The 21037-nt window shown below is 49.8% G+C and carries 22 protein-coding genes; 9 read left to right on the plus strand and 13 right to left on the minus strand.

The features are described 5' to 3' along the window. Positions 1 to 37: 37 nt before the first annotated feature. The 8 genes from rimI to AYJ59_RS10140 form a co-directional block, all read right to left on the minus strand. The gene (rimI, locus tag AYJ59_RS10105) at positions 38 to 514 is read right to left on the minus strand and encodes a ribosomal protein S18-alanine N-acetyltransferase (protein WP_127120019.1); all 477 of its coding nucleotides are present in this window, start codon (positions 512 to 514) and stop codon (positions 38 to 40) included. 11 nt (positions 515 to 525) lie between these two features. Further along, a complete protein-coding gene (locus tag AYJ59_RS10110; RefSeq protein WP_127120020.1) occupies positions 526 to 1092 on the minus strand; it encodes a hypothetical protein in 567 nt (188 codons plus the stop codon). 17 nt (positions 1093 to 1109) lie between these two features. Further along, complete coding sequence (locus tag AYJ59_RS10115; RefSeq protein WP_127120021.1) at positions 1110 to 2654, minus strand: 2-isopropylmalate synthase; 1545 nt, start codon at positions 2652 to 2654, stop codon at positions 1110 to 1112. Between the two features lie 7 nt (positions 2655 to 2661). Beyond that, positions 2662 to 3468 carry a CDP-diacylglycerol--serine O-phosphatidyltransferase gene (pssA, locus tag AYJ59_RS10120; RefSeq protein ID WP_127120022.1) on the minus strand — a complete coding sequence of 269 codons (807 nt, stop codon included), beginning with the start codon at positions 3466 to 3468 and terminating at the stop codon, positions 2662 to 2664. Between the two features lie 122 nt (positions 3469 to 3590). Further along, positions 3591 to 4901: a UDP-glucose dehydrogenase family protein gene (locus tag AYJ59_RS10125; protein WP_127120023.1), complete on the minus strand. Its 1311-nt coding sequence runs from the start codon at positions 4899 to 4901 to the stop codon at positions 3591 to 3593. Beyond that, the gene (gene pgi / locus AYJ59_RS10130; protein ID WP_029939896.1) at positions 4898 to 6529 is read right to left on the minus strand and encodes a glucose-6-phosphate isomerase; all 1632 of its coding nucleotides are present in this window, start codon (positions 6527 to 6529) and stop codon (positions 4898 to 4900) included. Before pgi ends, AYJ59_RS10125 begins: the two co-directional genes overlap by 4 nt. Positions 6530 to 6588: 59 nt before the next feature. Next, complete coding sequence (gene galU / locus AYJ59_RS10135) at positions 6589 to 7467, minus strand: UTP--glucose-1-phosphate uridylyltransferase GalU (protein ID WP_029939895.1); 879 nt, start codon at positions 7465 to 7467, stop codon at positions 6589 to 6591. Between the two features lie 84 nt (positions 7468 to 7551). Further along, positions 7552 to 7782 (minus strand): sulfurtransferase TusA family protein, encoded by a 231-nt coding sequence (locus AYJ59_RS10140; RefSeq protein ID WP_029939894.1) that lies wholly within the window; start codon positions 7780 to 7782, stop codon positions 7552 to 7554. 77 nt (positions 7783 to 7859) lie between these two features. Between AYJ59_RS10140 and AYJ59_RS10145 the strand changes: the two genes are divergently transcribed. From AYJ59_RS10145 to soxA, 5 genes are all read left to right on the plus strand, one after another. Then, positions 7860 to 9275, plus strand: coding sequence for a M48 family metalloprotease (locus AYJ59_RS10145; RefSeq protein WP_029939893.1), 1416 nt, complete (start codon positions 7860 to 7862; stop codon positions 9273 to 9275). Between the two features lie 182 nt (positions 9276 to 9457). Next, positions 9458 to 9832 (plus strand): sulfur oxidation c-type cytochrome SoxX, encoded by a 375-nt coding sequence (gene soxX / locus AYJ59_RS10150; RefSeq protein ID WP_029939892.1) that lies wholly within the window; start codon positions 9458 to 9460, stop codon positions 9830 to 9832. Positions 9833 to 9869: 37 nt separating this feature from the next. Beyond that, a complete protein-coding gene (gene soxY / locus AYJ59_RS10155) occupies positions 9870 to 10337 on the plus strand; it encodes a thiosulfate oxidation carrier protein SoxY (RefSeq protein ID WP_029939891.1) in 468 nt (155 codons plus the stop codon). A 66-nt stretch (positions 10338 to 10403) separates the two neighbouring features. Beyond that, positions 10404 to 10715 carry a thiosulfate oxidation carrier complex protein SoxZ gene (gene soxZ, locus AYJ59_RS10160; RefSeq protein ID WP_029939890.1) on the plus strand — a complete coding sequence of 104 codons (312 nt, stop codon included), beginning with the start codon at positions 10404 to 10406 and terminating at the stop codon, positions 10713 to 10715. Positions 10716 to 10819: 104 nt separating this feature from the next. Beyond that, positions 10820 to 11650, plus strand: a complete 831-nt coding sequence (gene soxA, locus AYJ59_RS10165; RefSeq protein WP_127120024.1) for a sulfur oxidation c-type cytochrome SoxA — start codon at positions 10820 to 10822, stop codon at positions 11648 to 11650. 221 nt (positions 11651 to 11871) lie between these two features. Here the strand turns inward: soxA and AYJ59_RS10170 are convergent, their stop codons facing one another. Beyond that, positions 11872 to 12270 (minus strand): TerB family tellurite resistance protein, encoded by a 399-nt coding sequence (locus AYJ59_RS10170; protein WP_127120025.1) that lies wholly within the window; start codon positions 12268 to 12270, stop codon positions 11872 to 11874. Positions 12271 to 12317: 47 nt separating this feature from the next. Beyond that, the gene (gene ilvD, locus AYJ59_RS10175) at positions 12318 to 14171 is read right to left on the minus strand and encodes a dihydroxy-acid dehydratase (RefSeq protein ID WP_029939887.1); all 1854 of its coding nucleotides are present in this window, start codon (positions 14169 to 14171) and stop codon (positions 12318 to 12320) included. A 98-nt stretch (positions 14172 to 14269) separates the two neighbouring features. Here ilvD and argA point away from each other — a divergent pair, with 98 nt between their 5' ends. After that, positions 14270 to 15559: an amino-acid N-acetyltransferase gene (gene argA, locus AYJ59_RS10180; RefSeq protein WP_127120026.1), complete on the plus strand. Its 1290-nt coding sequence runs from the start codon at positions 14270 to 14272 to the stop codon at positions 15557 to 15559. Continuing rightward, positions 15552 to 16172 carry a ribonuclease T gene (gene rnt / locus AYJ59_RS10185; RefSeq protein ID WP_029939885.1) on the plus strand — a complete coding sequence of 207 codons (621 nt, stop codon included), beginning with the start codon at positions 15552 to 15554 and terminating at the stop codon, positions 16170 to 16172. The genes argA and rnt overlap by 8 nt, the downstream gene beginning before the upstream one ends. An 82-nt stretch (positions 16173 to 16254) precedes the next feature. Here rnt and grxD read toward each other — a convergent pair whose 3' ends face one another. Together grxD and AYJ59_RS10195 are read right to left on the minus strand one after the other, a co-directional pair. Continuing rightward, a complete protein-coding gene (grxD, locus tag AYJ59_RS10190; protein ID WP_029939884.1) occupies positions 16255 to 16602 on the minus strand; it encodes a Grx4 family monothiol glutaredoxin in 348 nt (115 codons plus the stop codon). A gap of 156 nt (positions 16603 to 16758) precedes the next feature. After that, positions 16759 to 18576, minus strand: a complete 1818-nt coding sequence (locus tag AYJ59_RS10195; protein WP_029939883.1) for an N-acetylglutaminylglutamine amidotransferase — start codon at positions 18574 to 18576, stop codon at positions 16759 to 16761. A 222-nt stretch (positions 18577 to 18798) separates the two neighbouring features. Between AYJ59_RS10195 and coaE the strand changes: the two genes are divergently transcribed. Then, a complete protein-coding gene (gene coaE / locus AYJ59_RS10200) occupies positions 18799 to 19389 on the plus strand; it encodes a dephospho-CoA kinase (RefSeq protein ID WP_029939882.1) in 591 nt (196 codons plus the stop codon). A 155-nt stretch (positions 19390 to 19544) separates the two neighbouring features. Then, positions 19545 to 19970 (plus strand): hypothetical protein, encoded by a 426-nt coding sequence (locus AYJ59_RS10205; protein ID WP_029939881.1) that lies wholly within the window; start codon positions 19545 to 19547, stop codon positions 19968 to 19970. A 13-nt stretch (positions 19971 to 19983) separates the two neighbouring features. On the opposite strand, the gene AYJ59_RS10210 is transcribed toward AYJ59_RS10205, so the two are convergent. Continuing rightward, the gene (locus AYJ59_RS10210; protein ID WP_029939880.1) at positions 19984 to 20934 is read right to left on the minus strand and encodes a Nudix family hydrolase; all 951 of its coding nucleotides are present in this window, start codon (positions 20932 to 20934) and stop codon (positions 19984 to 19986) included. Positions 20935 to 21037: the final 103 nt, after the last annotated feature.

Raw genomic sequence — 21037 nt, forward strand, 5'->3', positions numbered from 1 at the left:
GCCTGGCCGTTTTTATCCATCTAAAATCAGTCCGGAATCAATTCAAACGACACGACATTAAAATCGCGTCTTCCCGTTCGGCGGCCCTCTCCCCATTTTCCAGGCTTTTCACTGGATAATAATTCGGACGCACACCGTCTTCGACAAACCCCAGCTTTTTATACAACCACACCGCCGGGTTGGACTCCCTAACTTCCAACAACATCACCTCAAACGCTGCAGAAGCAAAATGGTCGATCAACGCCTTCAGTCCCTCCGACGCGACCCCTTGACGATGATGGCCCGGGGCAATACACAGGTTCAATAAGTGCGCTTCGTCCAAAACCGATAAGAAACAGGCATAACCCAATGATTGCCGTGTCGCATCACAGAACACATAACTAAGGCCGTCATCCAAGGCTTTTTCAAACCCTTGACGAGACCAGGGAAAGTCGTAGGCGGCCGTCTCAACCGACATCACCCAATCCAAATCGGATTCGTCCATCGGGCGAAAATAACTGTAACGAGAAGACACGGGACGTTCCGTCAGGCAGATATTACATGAGACAGGATTTCAAAGGTTTCGCGCTTGGCTTGGCCACGTTGCATCATTTCATCCAACGATGGCAAAAACACCACTTGCAACCCTTCTTCAAGTTGCTCAATCAACGGCGAGCTTTCTTCAAATGCAAACACCGTTTCCACCCCCAGGTCAATGACCTCTTCAATGGAGGCAAACACCGCTTCATCCGTCACGGCATGCGCGGTATCGAAAAAACGTAATTGCTCTTCAGATAACCCAAAGGCTTTCAAGATATTCAACATCAAGGCCCATTGCACAGCAGATTCATTTTGCCAAATATCATCCAAACCGGCCCCCACCAAAACAAACGCCGCTTTCGGCGCTGGTGTTTCAACAGGGGCGGATGCCATCTCGGCTTCCGATACCGCTGAATTCACTTCCGGCTCGGTGCTTGGGGCCGCGGTCATAGCTTCCGCTTCCGTAACAATGGAATTCGCCGCCGACTCCGTTCGCGTAACCGACTTGGCAAAATACCCAGGCCTGGCTTGCCAAGTGGTGAGTCCTAGAGTATTTAAAAAATCCGCTTGCACATCCGCCCCTCTGGAAACTACACGTCCGCTTGAGGATGGGCTTTACTGGCAGCATCCTGCAATTTATTCAGCGCATTGATGTACGCTTTGGCCGAAGCCGTCACGATGTCGGTATCCGCCCCCTGGCCGTTGACAATGCGACCGGCCTTTTCCATACGCACCGTGGTTTCGCCCAGCGAGTCGGTACCGTTAGTGACATTGCTGACCGAATACAACTCCAGACTGGCACCAGAATTCACCAATTTTTCGATGGCTTTAAAGGTGGCATCCACCACCCCGCCGCCTTCGGAAAAGGCGGTTTTTTCCTCACCGTCAATCCACAACGTCACTTCCGCCGTCGGCGAATCGCCGGTTTGAGTGCCCACTTTCAAGGCCACCAGTCGGAAAACTTCGTTTTCCACCCGACGGGTATTGTTGTCGGTCACCAGCGCTTGCAAGTCTTCATCGTAGATTTCGTGCTTGCGATCCGCCAGGTCTTTGAAACTGATAAAGGCTTCGTTCAGCTCCTGTTCAGTTTCGAATTCGATACCCAATTCCTGCAAACGCGAGCGGAAAGCGCTGCGGCCGGAATGCTTGCCCAGCACCATCTTATTGGTGGTCCAGCCCACGTCTTCGGCCCGCATGATTTCATAGGTTTCACGGTGTTTGAGCACGCCATCCTGATGAATGCCGGATTCATGCGAAAAAGCATTGGCGCCGACAATCGCCTTATTCGGCTGCACGGCAAAGCCGGTAATACCCGCTACCAAACGTGACGCCGCCAAAATCTCAGTGGTCTCGATACGGGTATCCACGGCAAACATATCTTGACGAGTTCGTACGGCCATCACCACCTCTTCCAAAGCGGTGTTCCCGGCACGCTCACCCAAACCGTTGATGGTACACTCCACCTGACGGGCGCCGGCTTTCACCGCCGCCAAGGAATTCGCCACGGCCAAGCCCAAATCGTTATGACAATGTGCCGAGAAAATCGCTTTGTCGGCATTCGGAATGCGCGTCAGCAATTGATGGAACAGGTCACCGAACTGCTCGGGAATGTTATAACCGACCGTATCCGGAATATTAATGGTCGTCGCCCCGGCATTGATTACCGCTTCAATAACACGACACAAAAAATCGATGTCGGAACGCCCGGCGTCTTCCGGCGAAAACTCGACGTTATCGGTAAAATCCCGTGCTCGCTTTACCGCCCAGACGGCACGTTCAACCACCTCATCCGGCGCCATCTTCAATTTCTTTTCCATGTGAATCGGCGAGGTCGCGATAAAAGTGTGGATACGCCCGGAGTTGGCCGGTTGAATCGCTTCCCCGGCACGCACTATGTCGTTTTCAACCGCTCGCGCCAGACCACAGACCGTCGAATCCTTCACCGCCGTTGCCACGGCTTTAACCGATTCGAAATCGCCCACACTGGCGGCCGGAAAACCGGCTTCAATTACATTCACCCGCAATTTTTCCAATTGCTTGGCAATACGAATCTTTTCCTCTTTCGTCATGGACGCGCCCGGGCTTTGCTCCCCGTCGCGTAGCGTGGTATCAAAAATGACCAATTCTTCTTTCATCAATGGATTACTCTTTTGAAGTTTCTTCGGTAGGGGGTTCATTCTGCGGCTCGGTCGCAGGTGATTTTTCCGGTTTCGCCTGCGACTTGGCTTGGCGACGCAAGGCCCGTTTTTGCTGTAATTGCTTCAACGTCATAACCGGGCCGGATAAGGTGTAACCGAAAAACAGAATGAACAGAATCATGGCGGGCTTCAAGGTGATTACCACAAACACCAGCACCACCACCAGCAAGGTCACAAACGGTACCTTGTCTTTCAGGTTCAGTTCTTTAAAGGAACTGAAACGGATATTACTGACCATCATCAACCCGGCCACCAATGTCAACAGCAACACCGCCAAGGACTCCAACCCGGTCTCAATATGATTGGTTTCAATCATCCAAACAAAACCGGCCAGCAACGCCGCAGCGGCCGGGCTCGGCAAGCCTTGGAAATAACGTTTATCGGCAATCCCCACTTGGGTATTGAAACGAGCCAGACGCAATGCGGCTCCCACGGTAAAGATGAAGGCAATCAGCCAGCCCAGCTTACCGAAATCCTGCAACGCCCATTGATAGACCAATAACGCCGGGGCCAAACCGAATGACACCATATCGGCCAAACTGTCATATTCGGCACCGAAAGCACTGCAAGAGTTGGTCATGCGCGCCACACGCCCATCCAAGCCGTCAAAAATCATGGCGACGAAAATCGCGATGGCACCGAGTTCGAACTGACCGTTCATCCCGGCAATCACTGCATAGAATCCCGCGAACAGCGCCAGGGTCGTCATCAAATTCGGCAATAAATAAATGCCTTTTTCAAAAGGTTTCATAAAATCCTATTCATTAATTTGGAAGGAAAGATTTATTTTATAAACAATCCCTCGGCCAAACAACCGTTAAACGCTTTTCAAAAACAGAAAAGCCCCTTTCGGGGCTTTTTTAGGCCGTGTCACTAAATGACCTCACCACGGCCGACACCGAAGTGCCGGAACCCATGCTGTACCATCACATCATGCTCGTAAATATTCCGGCCATCAAAAATCACCGGTCGTTTCATCAAATCGAACATTCTCTGGTAATCCGGACTCCAGAAGCGTCGCCACTCGGTCAGGATCATCAAGGCATCCACTTGCTCCAAAGCTTCGTACATATCCTCAACCAGTGTGACACTGTTGCGCTCTCCCCAATAGGCCTTGAACGACGGATTGGCTTTCGGGTCATACGCCACCACTTCAGCCCCTTGAGCCACCAAAGCTTCGATGGTTTTCACGCTGGGTGCATTATCGACCGTCGCGGTATTCGGCTTAAAAGACAAGCCCCAGATACCGATTTTCAAACCGCGCAAATCGTTTTTGAAATAACGCCAGGCTTTGCGGAACAAAACCTCTTTCTGGACTTCATTGTTTTGCAGCACCGCTTTCAACAAGTCCGCATCATAGCCTTTCGATTGCAAAGTACCCACCAGGGCTTGCACGTCGGCCGCAAAATTCGGCCCGCCGAAACCGCACCCCGGAAACAGATAACTGAACCCGATGCGGGAATCGGACCCTAAACCTTGACGCACCTCTTCCATATCGATATTGAAGTGTTCGGCATTATTGGCCAGCTCGTTCACCAAACTGATCCGCGTGGCCAACAGAGCATTGACGGCGTATTTGGTGTATTCGGCAGCACGCGTCGACATCACCTTGACCTGATCGGTCACATGATTGAACGGGCGCATCAAATCCCGCATAATCGCAATCGCATCCTCATCCTGACTCCCCAGAATGACTCGCGACGGCTTGGAAAAATCATTGATGGCCGAGCCTTCACTGATGAATTCCGGCATTGACACCACGGACACTTTCGCCACCAGACCGCGCTGGGCAAACGCCAACTTAATCGAGGCTTCAAAGCGATCGGCAGTGCCGATTGGAAAGGTACTTTGATTGACCACCAATACATCGCCTTGCGCCTGCTTGCCGATTTCATCAATCACCAACTCAGCACGATCGGCACGCCAGGACGGCATGCTCAGCATATACACTTCACCGTGTTCGATGCCCGCTTTCCAATCATCGGAAAACGCCAAACGCCCTTCTTTTAACTGACTTAAAATCAGTTGATCCAACCCAGGTTCATCACGCGGCAAAATGCCCTGCCGTAAATCCTCGACCTTCAAGTTTCCGATTGGCAACGCCAGCACTTCATTACCGGTATGCGCCAAGGACCCTGCGGTTACCAAACCGCTCAACTCACATCCAAAAACGGTTACTCTCATTTTGCCACCCTATCAATTAACGCTTTCGTCGAGCTGTCAAAACGCTCGGCCAATGTTTTTTCTTTAATCGCACTGTAGGTTTCCTTGGCAATCAGTTTTCCGAGTTCAACCCCCCACTGGTCAAACGAATTAATCTCCCAAATCACGCCTTCGACATAGGTTTTATGTTCATACATCGCCACCAGCATCCCCAAAGTTTTCGCAGAAATGGTTTTCATTAAAATGGTGTTCGAGGGTTGGTTGCCAGGATAGTGTTTGAACGGTGAATCGAAACTGGATTTTAAATTATCCGGAATCGCACCATCCCCCAGCATCAATACCCGAGATTGAGCGAAACAGTTGGCTAAGGCCAACTCATGCTGATGGCGTAAGCTTTCATCCTTCTCGGCATGTGACGTGGCGTCAAAATCATCCCGTTCCACCGGCGCGATAAAATCGCACATCACGGCTTGTGTTCCCTGATGCAGTAACTGATAGAAAGCGTGCTGTGCGTTCGGTCCTACCTCACCCCACAAAACAGGACAGGTTTTATAAGCGACACTGTCACCGCTTTTCGCGACCGACTTACCGTTACTTTCCATCACCAGCTGTTCCAGATAAGAGGGCAAATATTTCAGGCGCGCGTCATACGGCAGAATCGCTTTATCATGAATATTTAGGAAATTGATGTTCCAAATATCAATCAGGCCCAAAACGACCGGAATATTTTCCGATAAAGGTGCCGTTGCAAAATGCTGATCCATCAAGTGCGCGCCTTGTAACAGTTCACGGAAGCCGGGCATGCCGATTTTCAACGCAATCGGGAAGCCGATGGCGGACCAAAGCGAATAACGTCCGCCGACCCAATCCCAAAACAGCAATTGGTTTTCCGGGGGAATGCCCCACTCCGTCATTTTGTCCGGTTTGGTCGACACCCCGATAAAGTGTTGAGCGTGGATGACATCGTCGCTTTTGATGCATTCACGCAACCAATCTTTAGCGGTTTCGGCATTCGACAGGGTATCGATTGTGGTAAACGACTTGGATGCCAGAATGAACAAGGTGGTTTCCTGGTTCAAACCGCGCAATAAATTAGAGGTTTGCGTTCCGTCAATCGACGAAATGAAATGCAAATTGACCGGCGAGTGCACCGTTTGCAAACTGTGGGTAATCATCAGCGGTCCCAGGTCGGACCCCCCCACACCAATATTCACGACATCCGTAATCGGCTTGCCACTATAGCCTCGCCAATGTCCGGCACGGATCTTGTCGACCATTTGCGTCATTTTCTGCAAAACGGCTTCCACGTCACCCTGCACCTGTTCCGCCACACCGGAAACATCCTGACCTTGGGCACGAAGGGCTGAATGAAGCGCGGGGCGTTCCTCGGTATCATTGACTTCTTCACCGACCAACAGACGCTCAATTTCGTGTTTAAGGCCTTGCTGTTCGGCCAGCGCTTGCAAAAGACTCAAAGTCTCTTCAGTGATACGGTTCTTGGAAAAATCGATGTAAAGCTCGTCGAGCTCCAACGAAAAGCGGTCTACCCGGTTTGCTTCGCAAAACAAACTGGACAAGTGCATCGCGCCCATACCGGAATCACAATGCAACTGCAATGCTTGCCATGCTGCTGATGTTTCAACGCCCATCCAATCCTCTCAATGCTTTATTGTTGTTTTCCTTCATCCACCACCTTTGTGGCTGGGTCTTATTTCAATTCGAGTGTTTTCAGGTATTTTTTGAAATCACCGCCCAGTTTTTTATCTCTCAAGGCATATTCGACGTTAGCCTGCAAATAACCGAGCTTATCGCCGCAGTCATACGTCTTACCGTTTTTGAATTCGAATCCGAACATCACCTCTTCACCCAACAATTCGTCCATGGCATCCGTCAACTGGATTTCACCACCGGCGCCAGGCTTGGTCGTTTTCAGGATTTCCATCACTCTCGGCGTGAAAATATAACGCCCCACGACGGACAAATTCGACGGCGCCTCAGCCGGCTTCGGCTTCTCGACCAATTCCACGATGCGTAAATCCGGCCCCTTCACCGCAGCGATACCGTACTTCTCCACTTGGTCGTCGGGTACCGCTTCCAGGGCCACAACACTGGTATGCATTTTTCGATACTGCTCAGCCATCTGGGCCAAACAACCTTTTTTCGGGTGATACATCAATACATCCGGCAACAACACTGCAAACGGCTCGTTATCGGCTATGATCGGCGAAGCGCATAAAATCGCATGTCCCAGCCCCAAGGCTTCCGGCTGGCGCACACTGACAATGCGCACGCCTTTTGGGGTAATTTCCTTGAGAGGAATCATTCGGTCCTCCTTGCCGCGCACTTCCAACTCGTTTTCCAATTCGTAATGTTTATCGAAATGGTTTTCGATGGCGCCTTTACTGGAATGGGTCACCAGAATGATATCGGTGATACCGGCTTCGGCCGCTTCGTGCACAATGTATTGAATCAGGGGTTTGTCGACAACCGTCAACATCTCTTTAGGAATGGCTTTGGTAGCAGGAAGGAAACGGGTGCCGAGACCGGCAACGGGAATGACAGCTTTGGTCAATTTCTTATAGGCCATATGAACTCTTCAACTCTTTTATTTTTCAAATCTCTCTATGACATTCTAATCGAAAATACGCAATACCTAAAATGAAAGTGGGAATTAGTTTTTCAATCCAATTAAAAAGGTAATTTTTTCCTCCGAGGAAACAAGTTCACAAGGCAAGCCATATACTTGACAAAAGGCCGGAATATCCTTCAAGGCGCCTTTATCGGTCGCAATCAAGGTCACGCGTTCCGAATTCGGATTTTGCGACAAATATTTCTTCAGCTTCACCAACGGCATCGGACAGGGTAATCCGGAAACATCCAGTACATCGGGTTCAGAATTCATTCATACTCCTTACAATGCAATCCTAATGGACTTATCTTACAATAGCATGACGTAATAACAATATATTCAAGTCAATTATGACCAAGCTTTTTAGGGCCGCATTCCTGCTACTGTTCGCCGTTTCCACCAGTTGGGCTTCCAATAACCTGCCCGACCTCGGCGCCCCTGACCTTAAAGACTACGATGCGCAAACCGAAACCCAACTCGGCCAAGCCTTTTCGACCGCACTGCACACCTACTACGACTTGGACTACGACCCGGAAACGTTGAGTTATATCCGCCGTATCGGTGAAAAAATCACCAGCCAAACCGGTAAAAGCCGCTATTTCAACTTTTTCGTCATCGACAACCCGGAAATCAACGCCTTCGCCGGGCCTAACGGCATCATCGGCATTCATACCGGCTTGATTGCCAGTGCGCGCTCGGAAGACGAATTGGCCTCGGTCATCGCCCACGAGGTCGCCCACGTCACCCAGCGCCATCTGTCACGCACCTATGAGTACCAAAGCGAAATCAACATGACCAGCATCGCCTCCTTGATTGCCGCGATTCTGATCGGAACCCAAGATCCCAGTGCCGGCATCGCCACCTATATGGGCGGCATGGGGCTAAGCATCCAACAACAACTCAAGAACTCCCGCATCCACGAAAACGAAGCGGACTACTTCGGCATCGAATACCTCAACGAAGCGGGTTACAACCCCTATGCCATGGGCGACTTCTTCGCTCGCCTGTCCAAAGAAGCCCAGATTTATGAGGGTTCGATGCCCGAGATCCTTTCCACCCACCCAGTCACCGCCAACCGTTTAGCCAAGGCCGACGATCGCGCCAGACAATTCAACGACGCCAGCCGAAAAGAAGAAAACGCAACCCTGGCGCTGATTCAATTACGCCTGAACTTCACCACGCGCACGACACTGGATGACTTTCAAATCAAAAACCTAACAAACGACCAGGCCTGCTATTTGAAAAACCTCAAAGCGCTTTATGCTTATCAAAACCAAACCGTGTCATTTGACCGGCCATGCTTGGATTCAGCCATAGAGTCACACCCACACGAACGTCTCTACCGCTTATTGAAAGCTCAGGTCAAGGTCGCCCAAAACGATGCCACCGCACTCAAAGACTACGACTACCTGGAAGCCATCTACCCGTCGGACTTCAGCATCGTTTACCTGCACGCCAAAGCCCTTTCGACGTTAGGGAAACGTGAACAAGCCATCAAATTACTGGAGACGCAAACACCGAGTTTCCATTACCAATACATGCTGTATTCGGAACTGGCCAAACTCTATGCGGAAAAACAAGACCGCGGACGCACTTACTATTACGACGCCCTTGCCAGCTACAATATCGGAAACACGGCCAAAACCATCTATTTGCTGAAACAGGCCAAACAATACTTAAGCGCCAAGGACGTTAAACTCAAAGAAAAGATCAAACGCCTGGAAACCGAACTAGGACCGATGGATAAAAAACGTCAGCCCTCTTAAGTGTCATAAAAAATAATTTAATCAGTATTAAATATTACTATAGAAGATACACCACAAAAAACTTGCGAAACTCGTTTATATGAGTAACCTATGCTTCTAAGAGCGGTAAGTGCTCAAAAATAACTACCCATAATAGGGAAGAATATATTAGAAAAGCGAGAGCTTTTTTTAGGAGGATAAGAATGTTGAAAACGAAAATGAAGCAATTGTTAACTGCTTTGACTATCTCGACAGCAATGGTCTCTGCACCTCTAGCGACTCAAGCCGCCGACAAAGGTGCGAGCAACGTTGAAGCAGGTAAAGAATTGGCTTTTAGTCGCTCGAAAGGAAACTGCTTAGCTTGCCACATGGTTCCAGGAGGGAATCTACCGGGTAATATCGGACCAGCGTTAATTGCTATGAAATTACGCTACCCTGATAAACAAAAGCTATACGATAAAATTTGGGGTAAACCTGAAACTCAGATTCCAGACAGCATGATGCCTCCGTTCGGACAAAACGGAATCTTGTCAGACGATGAAATCGCAAAAATTGTTGATTTCATGTACACACTATAATTTTTATTTTAAACCTTAACCGGGAGTTTTAAACCTTATGAAACGTAGATCTTTCCTTAAAGGTACCCTTGCAACTGGTGCAGCTGCTGTTGCAGTGAACGCTGGTCTTCTAACACCTTCAACTGTTTTGGCAGCATGGAATAAAAAAGCTTTCGAAGCAAAATCAACTGATGACGCTCTAAATGCAGTATATGGAAGTGCATCTGCAGCTAAATCTGGAGACATCGATCTAGGTGCGCCAGCGATCGCAGAAAACGGTGCGGTTACACCAATCAAAGTTGACGCAACTAAAATGTCTGGCGTTGAGTCTATCTCAATCCTAGCCGCTAAAAACCCTATGCCTTTGGTTTGCGAATACAGCTTCTCTGGTCCTGCTATGGGTTATGTTTCCACTCGTATCAAAATGGGTGAAACTCAAAACGTTATCGCTATCGTAAAAGCAGGCGGAAAACTATACAAAGCAGAACAAGAAGTTAAAGTAACAATCGGTGGTTGTGGCGGTTAATCCAACACAGTAACGAAGTTACTTAGAATTTTTTAAATACTGCAAACAAAATTTAAAGGAAATAACATGTCAATTAAAATCAGAATGCGTGGAAAGTCAAAAGGTGGCGTAGCTGAAGTTAAAGCTCTAATCAAGCACAAAATGGAATCCGGTGCTCGTATGAACAAAAAAACTGGCAAGCCATATCCAGCTGAGTTCATCAACAACGTTGAAGTTTTGGTAAACGGAACTAAAGCGATCGAATCTCAATGGTCTGGTGCGGTTTCCGCTAACCCTTACATGGGTGTTATGGTTAAAGCAAACAAAGGTGACGAAGTTACCCTTAACCTAACTGACAACACTGGCGCTAAAGGTACTGAAACAATCAAGCTAAAATAAGCAACTGATTGTCCCACACCCTCTTTCTCAGAAAGGGGGTGTTTAAAACCATATTACATATAATAATACTTTATAAATAAAGAGTTCTCGGACGGAGGAATGGGATGAAGAAAACATTGCTAGTCGCCTTAACATTAGGTGCAACAGCAACAGCTAACCTAGCTGTCGCAGGTAACGTGGATCCTGAGCAAAGTCACAAACAATTCGTTGACTATTTCAAAGCAAAGAATCCAAATATCGAATTCGAAAATTATAGACTCGGTGCCTATAATTACTCTGAAGACAAAATGTCGCAATGGGAATCAGTTGAAGAATTCCCTCCGTATCTAGACGCCGTCGATGCGGGTGAAGCGCTTTACAACAAAGACAAAGCCGTTTACGACAAGTGTTTCGGTTCGGACGTATCTAAAGTACGTGTGAAGTATCCACTTTTCAACGAAAAAACACAGCAAGTTGAAACATTGGAACAACAAATCAACAAATGTCGTACCGACGCTGGCCTGAAAGCCTTCAAGTGGAAAAAAGGCGATATCGCCAAACTATCCGCTTACTACGCTTACAACGCTCGTGGTCAAAAAATCGATGTTAAAATCGATTCTGAAGGCGCTCGTAAAGCCTTTGAAGCCGGCCAAGAGTTTTTCATCCAGCCACGCGGTCAGCTGAACTTGTCTTGTGCAAAATGTCACGTATATAACGCCGGTCGTAAAGCGCGTGCGAACATCCTTTCGCCAGCGTTGGGTCACACGACTCACTTCCCGGTTTTCCGTGCGAAATGGCAAGAATTGGGTACGCTACACCGACGTTACGGTGGTTGTAACAAAAACATGCGTGCTAAGCCATTCAAGGCACAGGGTGAAACCTACCGTAACCTAGAGTTCTTCCAAGCTTATATGTCAAACGGCCTGGAAATCGACGGACCTGGTTATCGCGAGTAAGCTTTTACCCGCTTTAATAAAAAACCCGCTACGGCGGGTTTTTTATTATCTGAAATTAATGCAGACACTCGTTGCTAGACATCAACCAATACTCTAAAACATAGCTGGGATGACATCACAAAAAAAGCCGCATTATGCGGCTTCTATTTACACTCTTCCGGAGATAAAAAACGCCCAGGCCTGGGCGTTTTAGATGATTCATAAAGACCTTCTGTCTCTATTCAAGCTTCCAGCATCTGCTCACCTTCATAGACCCAGTCAAAGCCCTGTCGAACCCATCGTTCGATTCGGATAATCAATTCAGGATCGTTGAGACCGACTTTCTGCGCAATCATAAACACATTCTCCTGCTCTTCTTCACCGAAGTGACCATCTTTATATGACAGCTTCACCAACTCTTGCAGCAAGATGATTTTGGATTGTTTATCATGGAATGCCGTTAACGTATCATCAATATTCAACAACGACTTATCCAGATCATACTCGATACCAAAAGCATCGCTGAAATTTTTCAAATACTGTTGCTCCTCTTCCGACACATCATGGTCGGCATGAGCAAGCAACACGGTCAAATCAAACACAGCTTGACGCTGTTCTGATGTCAATCGGTCTGCAAACATGGTCTTAATCCTTTAAATCAATGTAATTAATTAAATCTTTCAAACGCTCAGTGTTCAATCTGCTCGACATCTCGTACAGCGCCAAACGCCGCACTGGTTGTCATGGCGGCATAAGCCCTCAAAGCGGCACTGACTTTACGTTCCCTCGGCTTGGCTGGTTTCCAGGCCGCTTTACCTTTCGCCACCATCGCCTGACGTCTTTCGGCCAACTCTTCATCTGTTAGATTGACGTTGATCGTACGGTTTGGAATATCGATTTCGATGATATCACCGGCTTCAACCAAACCGATGTTGCCACCTTCCGCCGCTTCCGGTGAACAATGCCCGATCGACAAACCGGATGTCCCGCCGGAAAAACGCCCATCGGTCAACAGGGCACACTCTTTGCCCAGACCTTTCGACTTCAGATAACTGGTCGGATACAGCATTTCCTGCATACCAGGGCCGCCCTTCGGGCCTTCATAACGAATCAAGACCACTTCGCCCGACTTCACTTCGCCGTCCAAAATACCGCTGACGGCCGCATCCTGGCTTTCGTAAATACGAGCCGGCCCGGAAAATTTGAAAATTTCCTCATCCACACCGGCGGTTTTGACGATACAGCCATCCAGGGCGATATTACCGTACAACACGGCCAAACCGCCTTCTTTGGTGTACGCATGCTCCACGCTGCGGATACAACCGTTTTCATCGTCGTCATCCAGTTCTTTCCAACGTTTGTTCTGACTAAAGGCTTCTGTGGTACGCACATTTCCCGGCGCCGCTCTAAAGAAGGTGTGAACCGCTTCATCGTCGGTGCGGGTAATATCCCATAACTCCAATGCCGCGCCCATTGACGAAGCGTGAACCGTCGATACATCACGATTAATTAAACCGCCGCGGTCCAGTTCACCCAGAATCCGCATGATGCCACCGGCACGGTGAACGTCTTCCATATGGAAAACTTTCGAGTTCGGCGCCACTTTCGACAAACAAGGCACATTCCGTGAAATACGATCAATGTCGGCCATGCTGAAATTCACTTCCGCTTCACGCGCAATCGCCAACAAATGCAGGACCGTATTGGTGGAACCGCCCATGGCCACATCCAATGCCATGGCATTCTCAAACGCCTCCAAGGTCGCAATCGAGCGTGGCAAAACCGATGCATCATCCTTTTCGTAATACTGCTTGGCCAGCTCAACAATGCGTCGTCCGGCCTCTTCAAACAAATGTTTACGATCTGCATGCGTCGCCAGTGTCGTGCCGTTCCCCGGCAACGCAATCCCCAAAGCTTCCGCCAGACAGTTCATGGAGTTGGCGGTAAACATCCCGGAACAGGACCCACAGGTTGGGCAAGCGGAAATTTCCACATCGTCCACATCCGAATCGGAGCAATGTTCATCGGCGGCCATGACCATGGCATCCACCAAATCCAGTTTGATTTCGGTACCGCCCAAGACGGTTTTCCCAGATTCCATTGGCCCGCCGGTTACGAAAATAGTCGGAATGTTCAAACGCATCGCCGCCATCATCATCCCCGGAGTGATTTTGTCACAGTTGGAAATGCACACCAAGGCATCGGCACAGTGCGCATTGCACATGTACTCGACCGAATCGGCAATCAAATCACGCGACGGCAAGGAATACAACATACCATCATGCCCCATTGCAATGCCGTCATCGACCGCAATGGTATTGAATTCTTTGGCAATCCCGCCGGACTGCTCAATCACGCCAGCCACCAGCTGCCCCATGTCTTTCAGGTGAACGTGCCCCGGCACGAATTGGGTAAACGAATTCGCCACCGCGATAATCGGTTTTCCAAAATCTTCCGTTGTCATTCCGGTCGCACGCCACAAAGCGCGTGCGCCTGCCATGTTACGTCCATGGGTACTCGTTTTTGAGCGATATTCCGGCATTATTTTCTCCTTACTCCCACAGGCGCGCAGACTATGTCGTTTTTCGCGCGGGCCTGTTATACTTATATAATTATAATTTTTAACATTTTCTCATATCTATGCAGCAATCTGAATTAGATTTTACGAATAACTTGCGGCAAGCTTCGCCTTATATCGCCAAGCATCGCAATAAAACCATCGTGATCTACCTGCCGGGCGAACTCATTTCGCATTCGGCCGCCTTGCTGCAGCTGGCCAAGGATTGCGTGCTGCTCAACAATCTTGGTTTGAAAGTGGTCTTGACGCTGGGCGCCACGCACCAAATCGACCAGGCTTTCGAAGCCAAAGGGCTTCAGTGGGAAAGTCACCAAAACGTGCGCATCACGGCACGGGAACACCTTCAAACCTTCCAGGAAACCATCGGTTACGTTCGCTCCCAACTCGAAGCCGCTTTTAGCCAGGCCTGCGCCGAACACCATCTGCATTTACCGATAGTGTCCGGCAATTGGGTCATCGCCCAACCCAAAGGCGTGATTCAAGGCGTCGATTTCCAACACACCGGCATTCTGCGCAAAATCAACAATACCGCCGTGGAAAGTCTGCTGAACGCCGGGCAAATCCCGTTATTAACACCCTTGGCTTATTCCCTGACCGGCGAGGTGTTCAACCTCAACACTTTGGAACAGGCGTTTGCCATCGCCTCGGCTTTGCAAGCCGACAAACTGATGCTGTTCTCAGCCGATGAAACACTCGCTTCTTTACCGCAGGCCATGTCCTTGAAAGACATTTCCCATTATCTGGACGCGCAAGATACGGAAACACAGCGCATCCTGCAATTGGCGCAAAGCCAAGGGCAGCAAATCAAACGTATCCACCTTATGGCGGAAAGCAATCCGAACGCCCTGTTGCTGGAACTCTTCAGCCGCGACGGTTCCGGCACTTTGATTTACACCGACCGTTATCATCAGTTGCGCCCGGCGCAAATCGAAGACGTGGCCGGCATCCTCACGTTGATTGCGCCGCTGGAAGAACAAGGTATTCTCACCAAGCGATCGCGCGAAAATCTCGAGCTGGAAATCGACAACTTCATGGTCGTCGAAATCGACCAACAGATTATCGGTTGCGCCGCACTCTACCCGATTGACGAACACAATGGTGAGCTGGCTTGTTTGGCCGTTGACTCGGCTTATCAAAAAATGCTGCTGGGCCAGGAACTGCTGCAAGCCATCCAAACCAAGGCACTTCAATCTGGGCTGAATACACTTTTTTTGCTGACCACTCACACCCATCATTGGTTTATCGGCCATGGTTTCAACGAAACCTCACCGGACAGCCTGCCGGTCAATCGAAAATCCTTTTACAACCATCAAAGACAATCAAAGGTCTTACAAAAAACACTGCATGAATAACGTGATACACATCAAAGACCGTTTCCGTGGATTTCTACCGGTCGTCGTCGACGTCGAAACCGCCGGGTTCGATCCACAGGAAAACGCCCTCATCGAAATCGCCGTCGTCACCTTGAAAATGAATAGCGACGGTCACCTGGAACGCGACCAAACCGTCCAAGCCAATGTGCTACCGTTTAAAGGCTCCAAACTGGATCCCAGCGCATTAAAATTCATCGGTGTCGAAGACCCGACCCACCCATTTCGGATGGCCGTCTCCGAAAAAGAGGCGTTGGAAAAATGCTTCCAACCGATTCGCCAGCGTTTAAAGGAAACCGCTTGCAGCCGCGCCATTCTGGTCGGACACAATGCCTTTTTCGATTTAAGCTTTGTCAAAGCCGCGGCCGACCGCTGCAAAATCAAATCGCCGTTTCACGAATTCAGCACCTTCGATACCGTTTCACTGGCCGGCCTGGCCTATGGTCAGACCGTGCTGGCCAAAGCCGTCAAGATGGCGGAAATCGACTGGGACAACAGTAAAGCGCATTCAGCCGAATACGACACCATTAAGACCGCCGATTTGTTTTGCAAAATCGTCAATCAATGGCCGCTGAATTTGCCATCCGGCCTCTAAATAGCCAAAATTCCATCGACAAAAAAACCGCCAGGCCTGGCGGTTTTTTTAGTTCGGCAACCATGGTTACCGCTCAAAACACTTAAGCGTCTTGTGTTGCTTGCGCGTTAGCGTCGGCCATCATTTTCTTCAGCTCACCGGATTCGGCCAGCTCCAAAGTGATATCACAACCGCCTTGCAGTTCACCACCGATATACAGCTGTGGAAAGGTTGGCCAATCTTGATATTTCGGCAAGAACTCAAAAATCATCGGATCCGCCAGGACATTCACAAACGCAAATTTCTCACCGGTTTGCACCAGCGCTTCTGCTGTACGGCTTGAAAAGCCGCAAGACGGCATTTGCGGCGTACCTTTCATATACAGCACGACCGGGTTTTGAGTCACTTGTTCGTGAATTCTTGCAAGAGTTTCGGTTTCTTGATTTTCCATTCTTTTCTCCTAAAGTCAGGTTGGAAATTTCACCAATACCTGAGTTATTTGCTGGGTTATTATAACAAAGTCGGTTGAAAAATCGAGGACGGATTTATCCCCTTTCTATAGGTTCTCCCCGTCACCCCATCCCAAAACCCGACTGTCATCAATCCATCAATTATTAATATCGCGATACGGATCAACGTGTCGTTGCAACCACAGCTCCAATAACGCCGCATGCCACAACTTACTGCCTTTAATGGCAGTAAAGTTTTCTTCCGCTTCCGGCGCATCCAGCAAGCGTTGAATGTAATCCGGTTTAAAGATACCACGCGCCTGAGCTTCCGGGCTGGTCAACACGCGCTTCATCATGTTGTAAAACGGGCCACGCACATATTTCAGGGCCGGCATCGGAAAATAGCCTTTCGGGCGATCGATCACCGAATCCGGTACCAATCCACGGGCAATTTTTTTCAGCAGGTGCTTAAAGTCTTTCAACTTTAATTCCGCCGGCGCCGACATCGCCAATTCCACCAATTTATGGTCCAAAAACGGCACACGTGCTTCTAGGCCCCACGCCATGGTCATATTATCCACGCGCTTCACCGGATCGTCGACAATCAGCGTGGTAGTATCCAAACGCAAAACTTGATCCAAATACGTCTCCGCGCCTTCTTCAGATAAACGGTCGTTAATCAAGGCTCGGGTCACGTCCGTGACATGGTAATCGTCTTCAATCATTTCCAACCATTCTGCATGACTGCGATCAAAATAGAATGGTGCAAATGCGTCGACCGGGTCGGCGCCTTCCGGCAACTCCGCCGCGGCCTGCGCCATCAGCGGATACCAAAAATAGCCGCCAAACACTTCGTCCGCGCCTTGACCGGACATCACCACTTTCACGTCTTGCGAAACCTGTTCCGACAGCAGATAAAACGCCACCGCATCCTGGCCGAACATCGGCTCCGCCATCGCATCCACCGCTTCGGTCAATCTCGGCAACACCGTCTCATTCGGAATCAAGTATTTTTGATGCCGGGTCTGGTAACGTTCGACGACCTGATCGGAATATTCAAACTCGCTGCCCTTTTCTTCCGGCACATCTTCGAACCCGATGGAGAAAGTGCGGATATTTTCCACACCTGCTTCGGCCAACAAGGCGACAATCAAACTGGAATCCAACCCGCCGGACAACAACACGCCCACCGGCACGTCGGCCGCCGTCAAACGCTTGTGCACCGCCTGTTTGAGCGACTCGTGCACCGCATCTACCCATTCCTGCTCGGTTTGCGGCGCCTCCGGCGTTTGCGGTCGTTGTGCCGTTAAGTGCCAATACGCCTTTTTAAAGATTTGGCCGTCCGGGTTCACAATCATCCAATGGCCCGGTTCCAGCTTACGAATGCCTTTCAAAATGGTGTGCGGTGCGGGAATCACGGCATGCAGAGTGAATTGGTGATGCAACCCCACCGGGTCAATGTCGGTATCGATGCCGCCCGACGCCAACAACGCCTGGGTATTGGACGCGAACTTCACCCCGCCTTTGACCGGCGCATAATACAGCGGTTTGACGCCGAAGCGATCACGTGCCAACAATAACTGGTGCTGATGGTCGTCCCAAATCGCAAACGCAAACATGCCTTCAAAACGGGTGACGCAGTCCATGCCCCATTGGCGGTAGGCTTTCAAAATCACTTCGGTGTCGGAGTGCGACCGGAAATCATGGCCCAACTCGATCAGTTCCAAGCGCAACGCTTCGTAATTGTAAATGCAGCCATTGAACACCAGGGTCAATTCGTCGTCGACCATCGGTTGATGCCCGGCATCGGATAAATCGATAATCGACAAGCGGCGATGCCCCAAACCGACATGGTTTTGCACCCAAGTGCCGCCATCATCCGGACCACGACGTTCCATTTCGCACAACATCGGGCGCAATCCGGCTTCACTGGATAGTTGGCCGTCCCAATAGATTTCTCCGCAAATTCCGCACATAGAGTTTTTTACCTGCTGCTTACCTGTTTTTGCCTTTGTCTGAGTTTTCCGATTCGTCTTTGATGCTAGGGCGCCTCTATTGAAAAGACGGTCGAATCAAAGGGACTCTATTTTAACGAATCCCACCGCAAATTATTGACTCTTTCCGCCGGACACTTTAAAGTCGCTAAAAGCGATTTCGTTACGATTTTGCGATTCGTTCCCAACCCATATCGGTCAATTATGAAAGTATACGGACTCACCGGCGGCATCGGCAGTGGTAAAACCACCATCCGACAACTCATTGAATCACTCGGTATTCCGACCTTGGATGCCGATGCCATCGGGCGAGAGCTGGTGGCGCCCAACCAGCCAGGCCTGGTCAAAATCGTTCAAGCGTTCGGTTCCGATGTTTTGACGGAGCAGGGCGAACTCGATCGCGCCGCGTTACGGCAGCGCATACTCGAAAATCCAGACGCCAAGCACAAGCTGGAAGCCATTCTGCATCCAATGATTCGCGAACGCACTCAAGCAGCCATTGAACAGCTTCGTCGGCAAAATTCTCCGGCCATTGTAGTGGAAATCCCACTGCTGGCCGAAACCGGAAAACCTGATTACATTGACGAAACCATCGTACTGGATTTGCCGGAAGCCATGCAGTTGCAACGTGCATTACAACGCGACACCCTGCCCGAGGCGGACATTCGACGCCTGATGGAAAACCAGGCTTCACGAGAGGCGCGCTTAGCCATCGCCGACCATGTTATCCGCACTGACCAACCGCTTGAACGCATCAAGCAAGCCCTGCACACCCTACTCGAAGATCGCAATTAAACTTACTCTATTCAGAGTATTTCAAATCTGTTAAGCTGGTTTTCGAGTTAAGCTGTTCGAAGTAATGCGAACGAAACAGAGTCGATTCGAAACACATTTTCGAGCTTTAACCGAGCGATCCAATCCTCTTAACGCGGGTTTAAACGAGGCCTTTTATGCCTTACCAAGTCACATCCATTCGAGACAACTACCGCTACACCGCCATCGTTCCCAGACGCGAACTGGCCTACACCATCATCAAATTTCTGGCGGATCTGGGCCTGACCCTCAACGAATTCAAACAAGTGGTGCACGACAGCGAACTGAGCCCGGCACACATTCTGGACGAAGCCGCTTATCTGGAACTGGTGGAAATCCACCCGGAAATGGACTTGATTTACGAAAGCCTTTGTTTGAAAAACAACGAACGCATGTACTTTCACACCAACTGGACCGTCTCAAGCCTCAACTGGCAAAAAATGACTCTAGCGCTCGCCGCTTACCGCATTGAAGTCACCACCATCAAAAGCCGGGACATCAGCCCCAGCCTCAAGACCAAAACCCCGCTTTCCGATGCCGAACGGGCGCAACTGGACACTTAGATACATTAGAGAATTAAATCGGCTCCGGCCACAAACCGGAAATGGCGGCAATCCCTTGACCGCCATTCTGACGCGCTTTACCAACATCCGTTGGTTTCATGCCGCCCAACGCAAAAACCGGCACCGGCACATTGGCCACTTGCTCGGCAAATGTCGGCCAGCCCAACCCCTCAAGTTCCGGATGCGATTGGGTTTTTTTCACCGGTGACAGCAGAATAAAATCGGCGTTCAATTCCAACGCTTTCGCGATTTCAACATCGCTGTGAGTGGACACGCCCAACAATTTGTCATCCGGAATCGGTCGTTCCGTCAATCCCATAATCGCCGTTGAAGCCAATTGCAAGCCGTCCGCGTCCGGCACCGCCTGCAAATCCTCCGGTTTACCGTTCAACACAATCCGCGCGCCCGCATAACGATGCGTTAACGCCACGGCCTGTTTCGCCAGCGCCTGAAACGCCGATTCATCCAAGGTTTTGGCCCGCAATTGCACCAAACGAATGCCCTCGTCCAGCGCCGCTTCCAACCGACTGAGCGCATCCTCGGCATCGTGAAAACCACCGGAAATCATATAATGCTCGGGCAACTGCAAGGCTTGCACCAAACCTCGATTGGCGTCGGGGAATTCAAAATGGCTTAACTCCGAAATAGATGCCCATTGCACCGTTTGGCCTTCGGCACCATGCGGCTCACCATCAAACTGCTCGGTTTCATAGACATTCAACAACACCGAGACCTTTTCATAATCCCACGGAATTTGAATCAACGGTTGCCAATCTTTCGTCGTCACCCCGACCTCTTCCTCAAATTCGCGCGTTAACGCGGCTTCGGGCGTTTCGCCCGCTTCCAACTTTCCGCCCGGAAATTCCCAAAAACCGGCCAAATGCTGGTGAGATTGACGGCGCGCCAATAACACCTGTTTCCCCCGCCGTAAAACGCCGATGGCAATCTGAAGTCTTTCACTCATTCGTGTCTTTTCCTTTATGAAACCTTGGTTCGAATGCTTCTATTTTGGCAAAAAACGGCCAGGCCTGAAAGTATTCATTTTTCATGAAGCCATAATCGATAAA

Source organism: Thiomicrospira sp. S5 (assembly GCF_003991075.1).
Taxonomy (GTDB): domain Bacteria; phylum Pseudomonadota; class Gammaproteobacteria; order Thiomicrospirales; family Thiomicrospiraceae; genus Hydrogenovibrio; species Hydrogenovibrio thermophilus.

What these genes read in the sequence shown, in the direction of transcription:
- coaE (WP_029939882.1), top strand. Translation starts at nt 18,799, where the DNA reads ATGAAAGTATACGGACTCACCGGCGGCATCGGCAGTGGTAAAACCACC.
- AYJ59_RS10125 (WP_127120023.1), bottom strand. Translation starts at nt 4,901, where the DNA reads ATGAGAGTAACCGTTTTTGGATGTGAGTTGAGCGGTTTGGTAACCGCA.
- rnt (WP_029939885.1), top strand. Translation starts at nt 15,552, where the DNA reads ATGAATAACGTGATACACATCAAAGACCGTTTCCGTGGATTTCTACCG.
- soxZ (WP_029939890.1), top strand. Translation starts at nt 10,404, where the DNA reads ATGTCAATTAAAATCAGAATGCGTGGAAAGTCAAAAGGTGGCGTAGCT.
- AYJ59_RS10170 (WP_127120025.1), bottom strand. Translation starts at nt 12,270, where the DNA reads ATGTTTGCAGACCGATTGACATCAGAACAGCGTCAAGCTGTGTTTGAT.
- soxY (WP_029939891.1), top strand. Translation starts at nt 9,870, where the DNA reads ATGAAACGTAGATCTTTCCTTAAAGGTACCCTTGCAACTGGTGCAGCT.
- grxD (WP_029939884.1), bottom strand. Translation starts at nt 16,602, where the DNA reads ATGGAAAATCAAGAAACCGAAACTCTTGCAAGAATTCACGAACAAGTG.
- galU (WP_029939895.1), bottom strand. Translation starts at nt 7,467, where the DNA reads ATGGCCTATAAGAAATTGACCAAAGCTGTCATTCCCGTTGCCGGTCTC.
- pgi (WP_029939896.1), bottom strand. Translation starts at nt 6,529, where the DNA reads ATGGGCGTTGAAACATCAGCAGCATGGCAAGCATTGCAGTTGCATTGT.
- pssA (WP_127120022.1), bottom strand. Translation starts at nt 3,468, where the DNA reads ATGAAACCTTTTGAAAAAGGCATTTATTTATTGCCGAATTTGATGACG.
- AYJ59_RS10210 (WP_029939880.1), bottom strand. Translation starts at nt 20,934, where the DNA reads ATGAGTGAAAGACTTCAGATTGCCATCGGCGTTTTACGGCGGGGGAAA.
- AYJ59_RS10205 (WP_029939881.1), top strand. Translation starts at nt 19,545, where the DNA reads ATGCCTTACCAAGTCACATCCATTCGAGACAACTACCGCTACACCGCC.
- ilvD (WP_029939887.1), bottom strand. Translation starts at nt 14,171, where the DNA reads ATGCCGGAATATCGCTCAAAAACGAGTACCCATGGACGTAACATGGCA.
- soxA (WP_127120024.1), top strand. Translation starts at nt 10,820, where the DNA reads ATGAAGAAAACATTGCTAGTCGCCTTAACATTAGGTGCAACAGCAACA.
- AYJ59_RS10115 (WP_127120021.1), bottom strand. Translation starts at nt 2,654, where the DNA reads ATGAAAGAAGAATTGGTCATTTTTGATACCACGCTACGCGACGGGGAG.
- AYJ59_RS10140 (WP_029939894.1), bottom strand. Translation starts at nt 7,782, where the DNA reads ATGAATTCTGAACCCGATGTACTGGATGTTTCCGGATTACCCTGTCCG.
- soxX (WP_029939892.1), top strand. Translation starts at nt 9,458, where the DNA reads ATGTTGAAAACGAAAATGAAGCAATTGTTAACTGCTTTGACTATCTCG.
- argA (WP_127120026.1), top strand. Translation starts at nt 14,270, where the DNA reads ATGCAGCAATCTGAATTAGATTTTACGAATAACTTGCGGCAAGCTTCG.
- AYJ59_RS10195 (WP_029939883.1), bottom strand. Translation starts at nt 18,576, where the DNA reads ATGTGCGGAATTTGCGGAGAAATCTATTGGGACGGCCAACTATCCAGT.
- AYJ59_RS10145 (WP_029939893.1), top strand. Translation starts at nt 7,860, where the DNA reads ATGACCAAGCTTTTTAGGGCCGCATTCCTGCTACTGTTCGCCGTTTCC.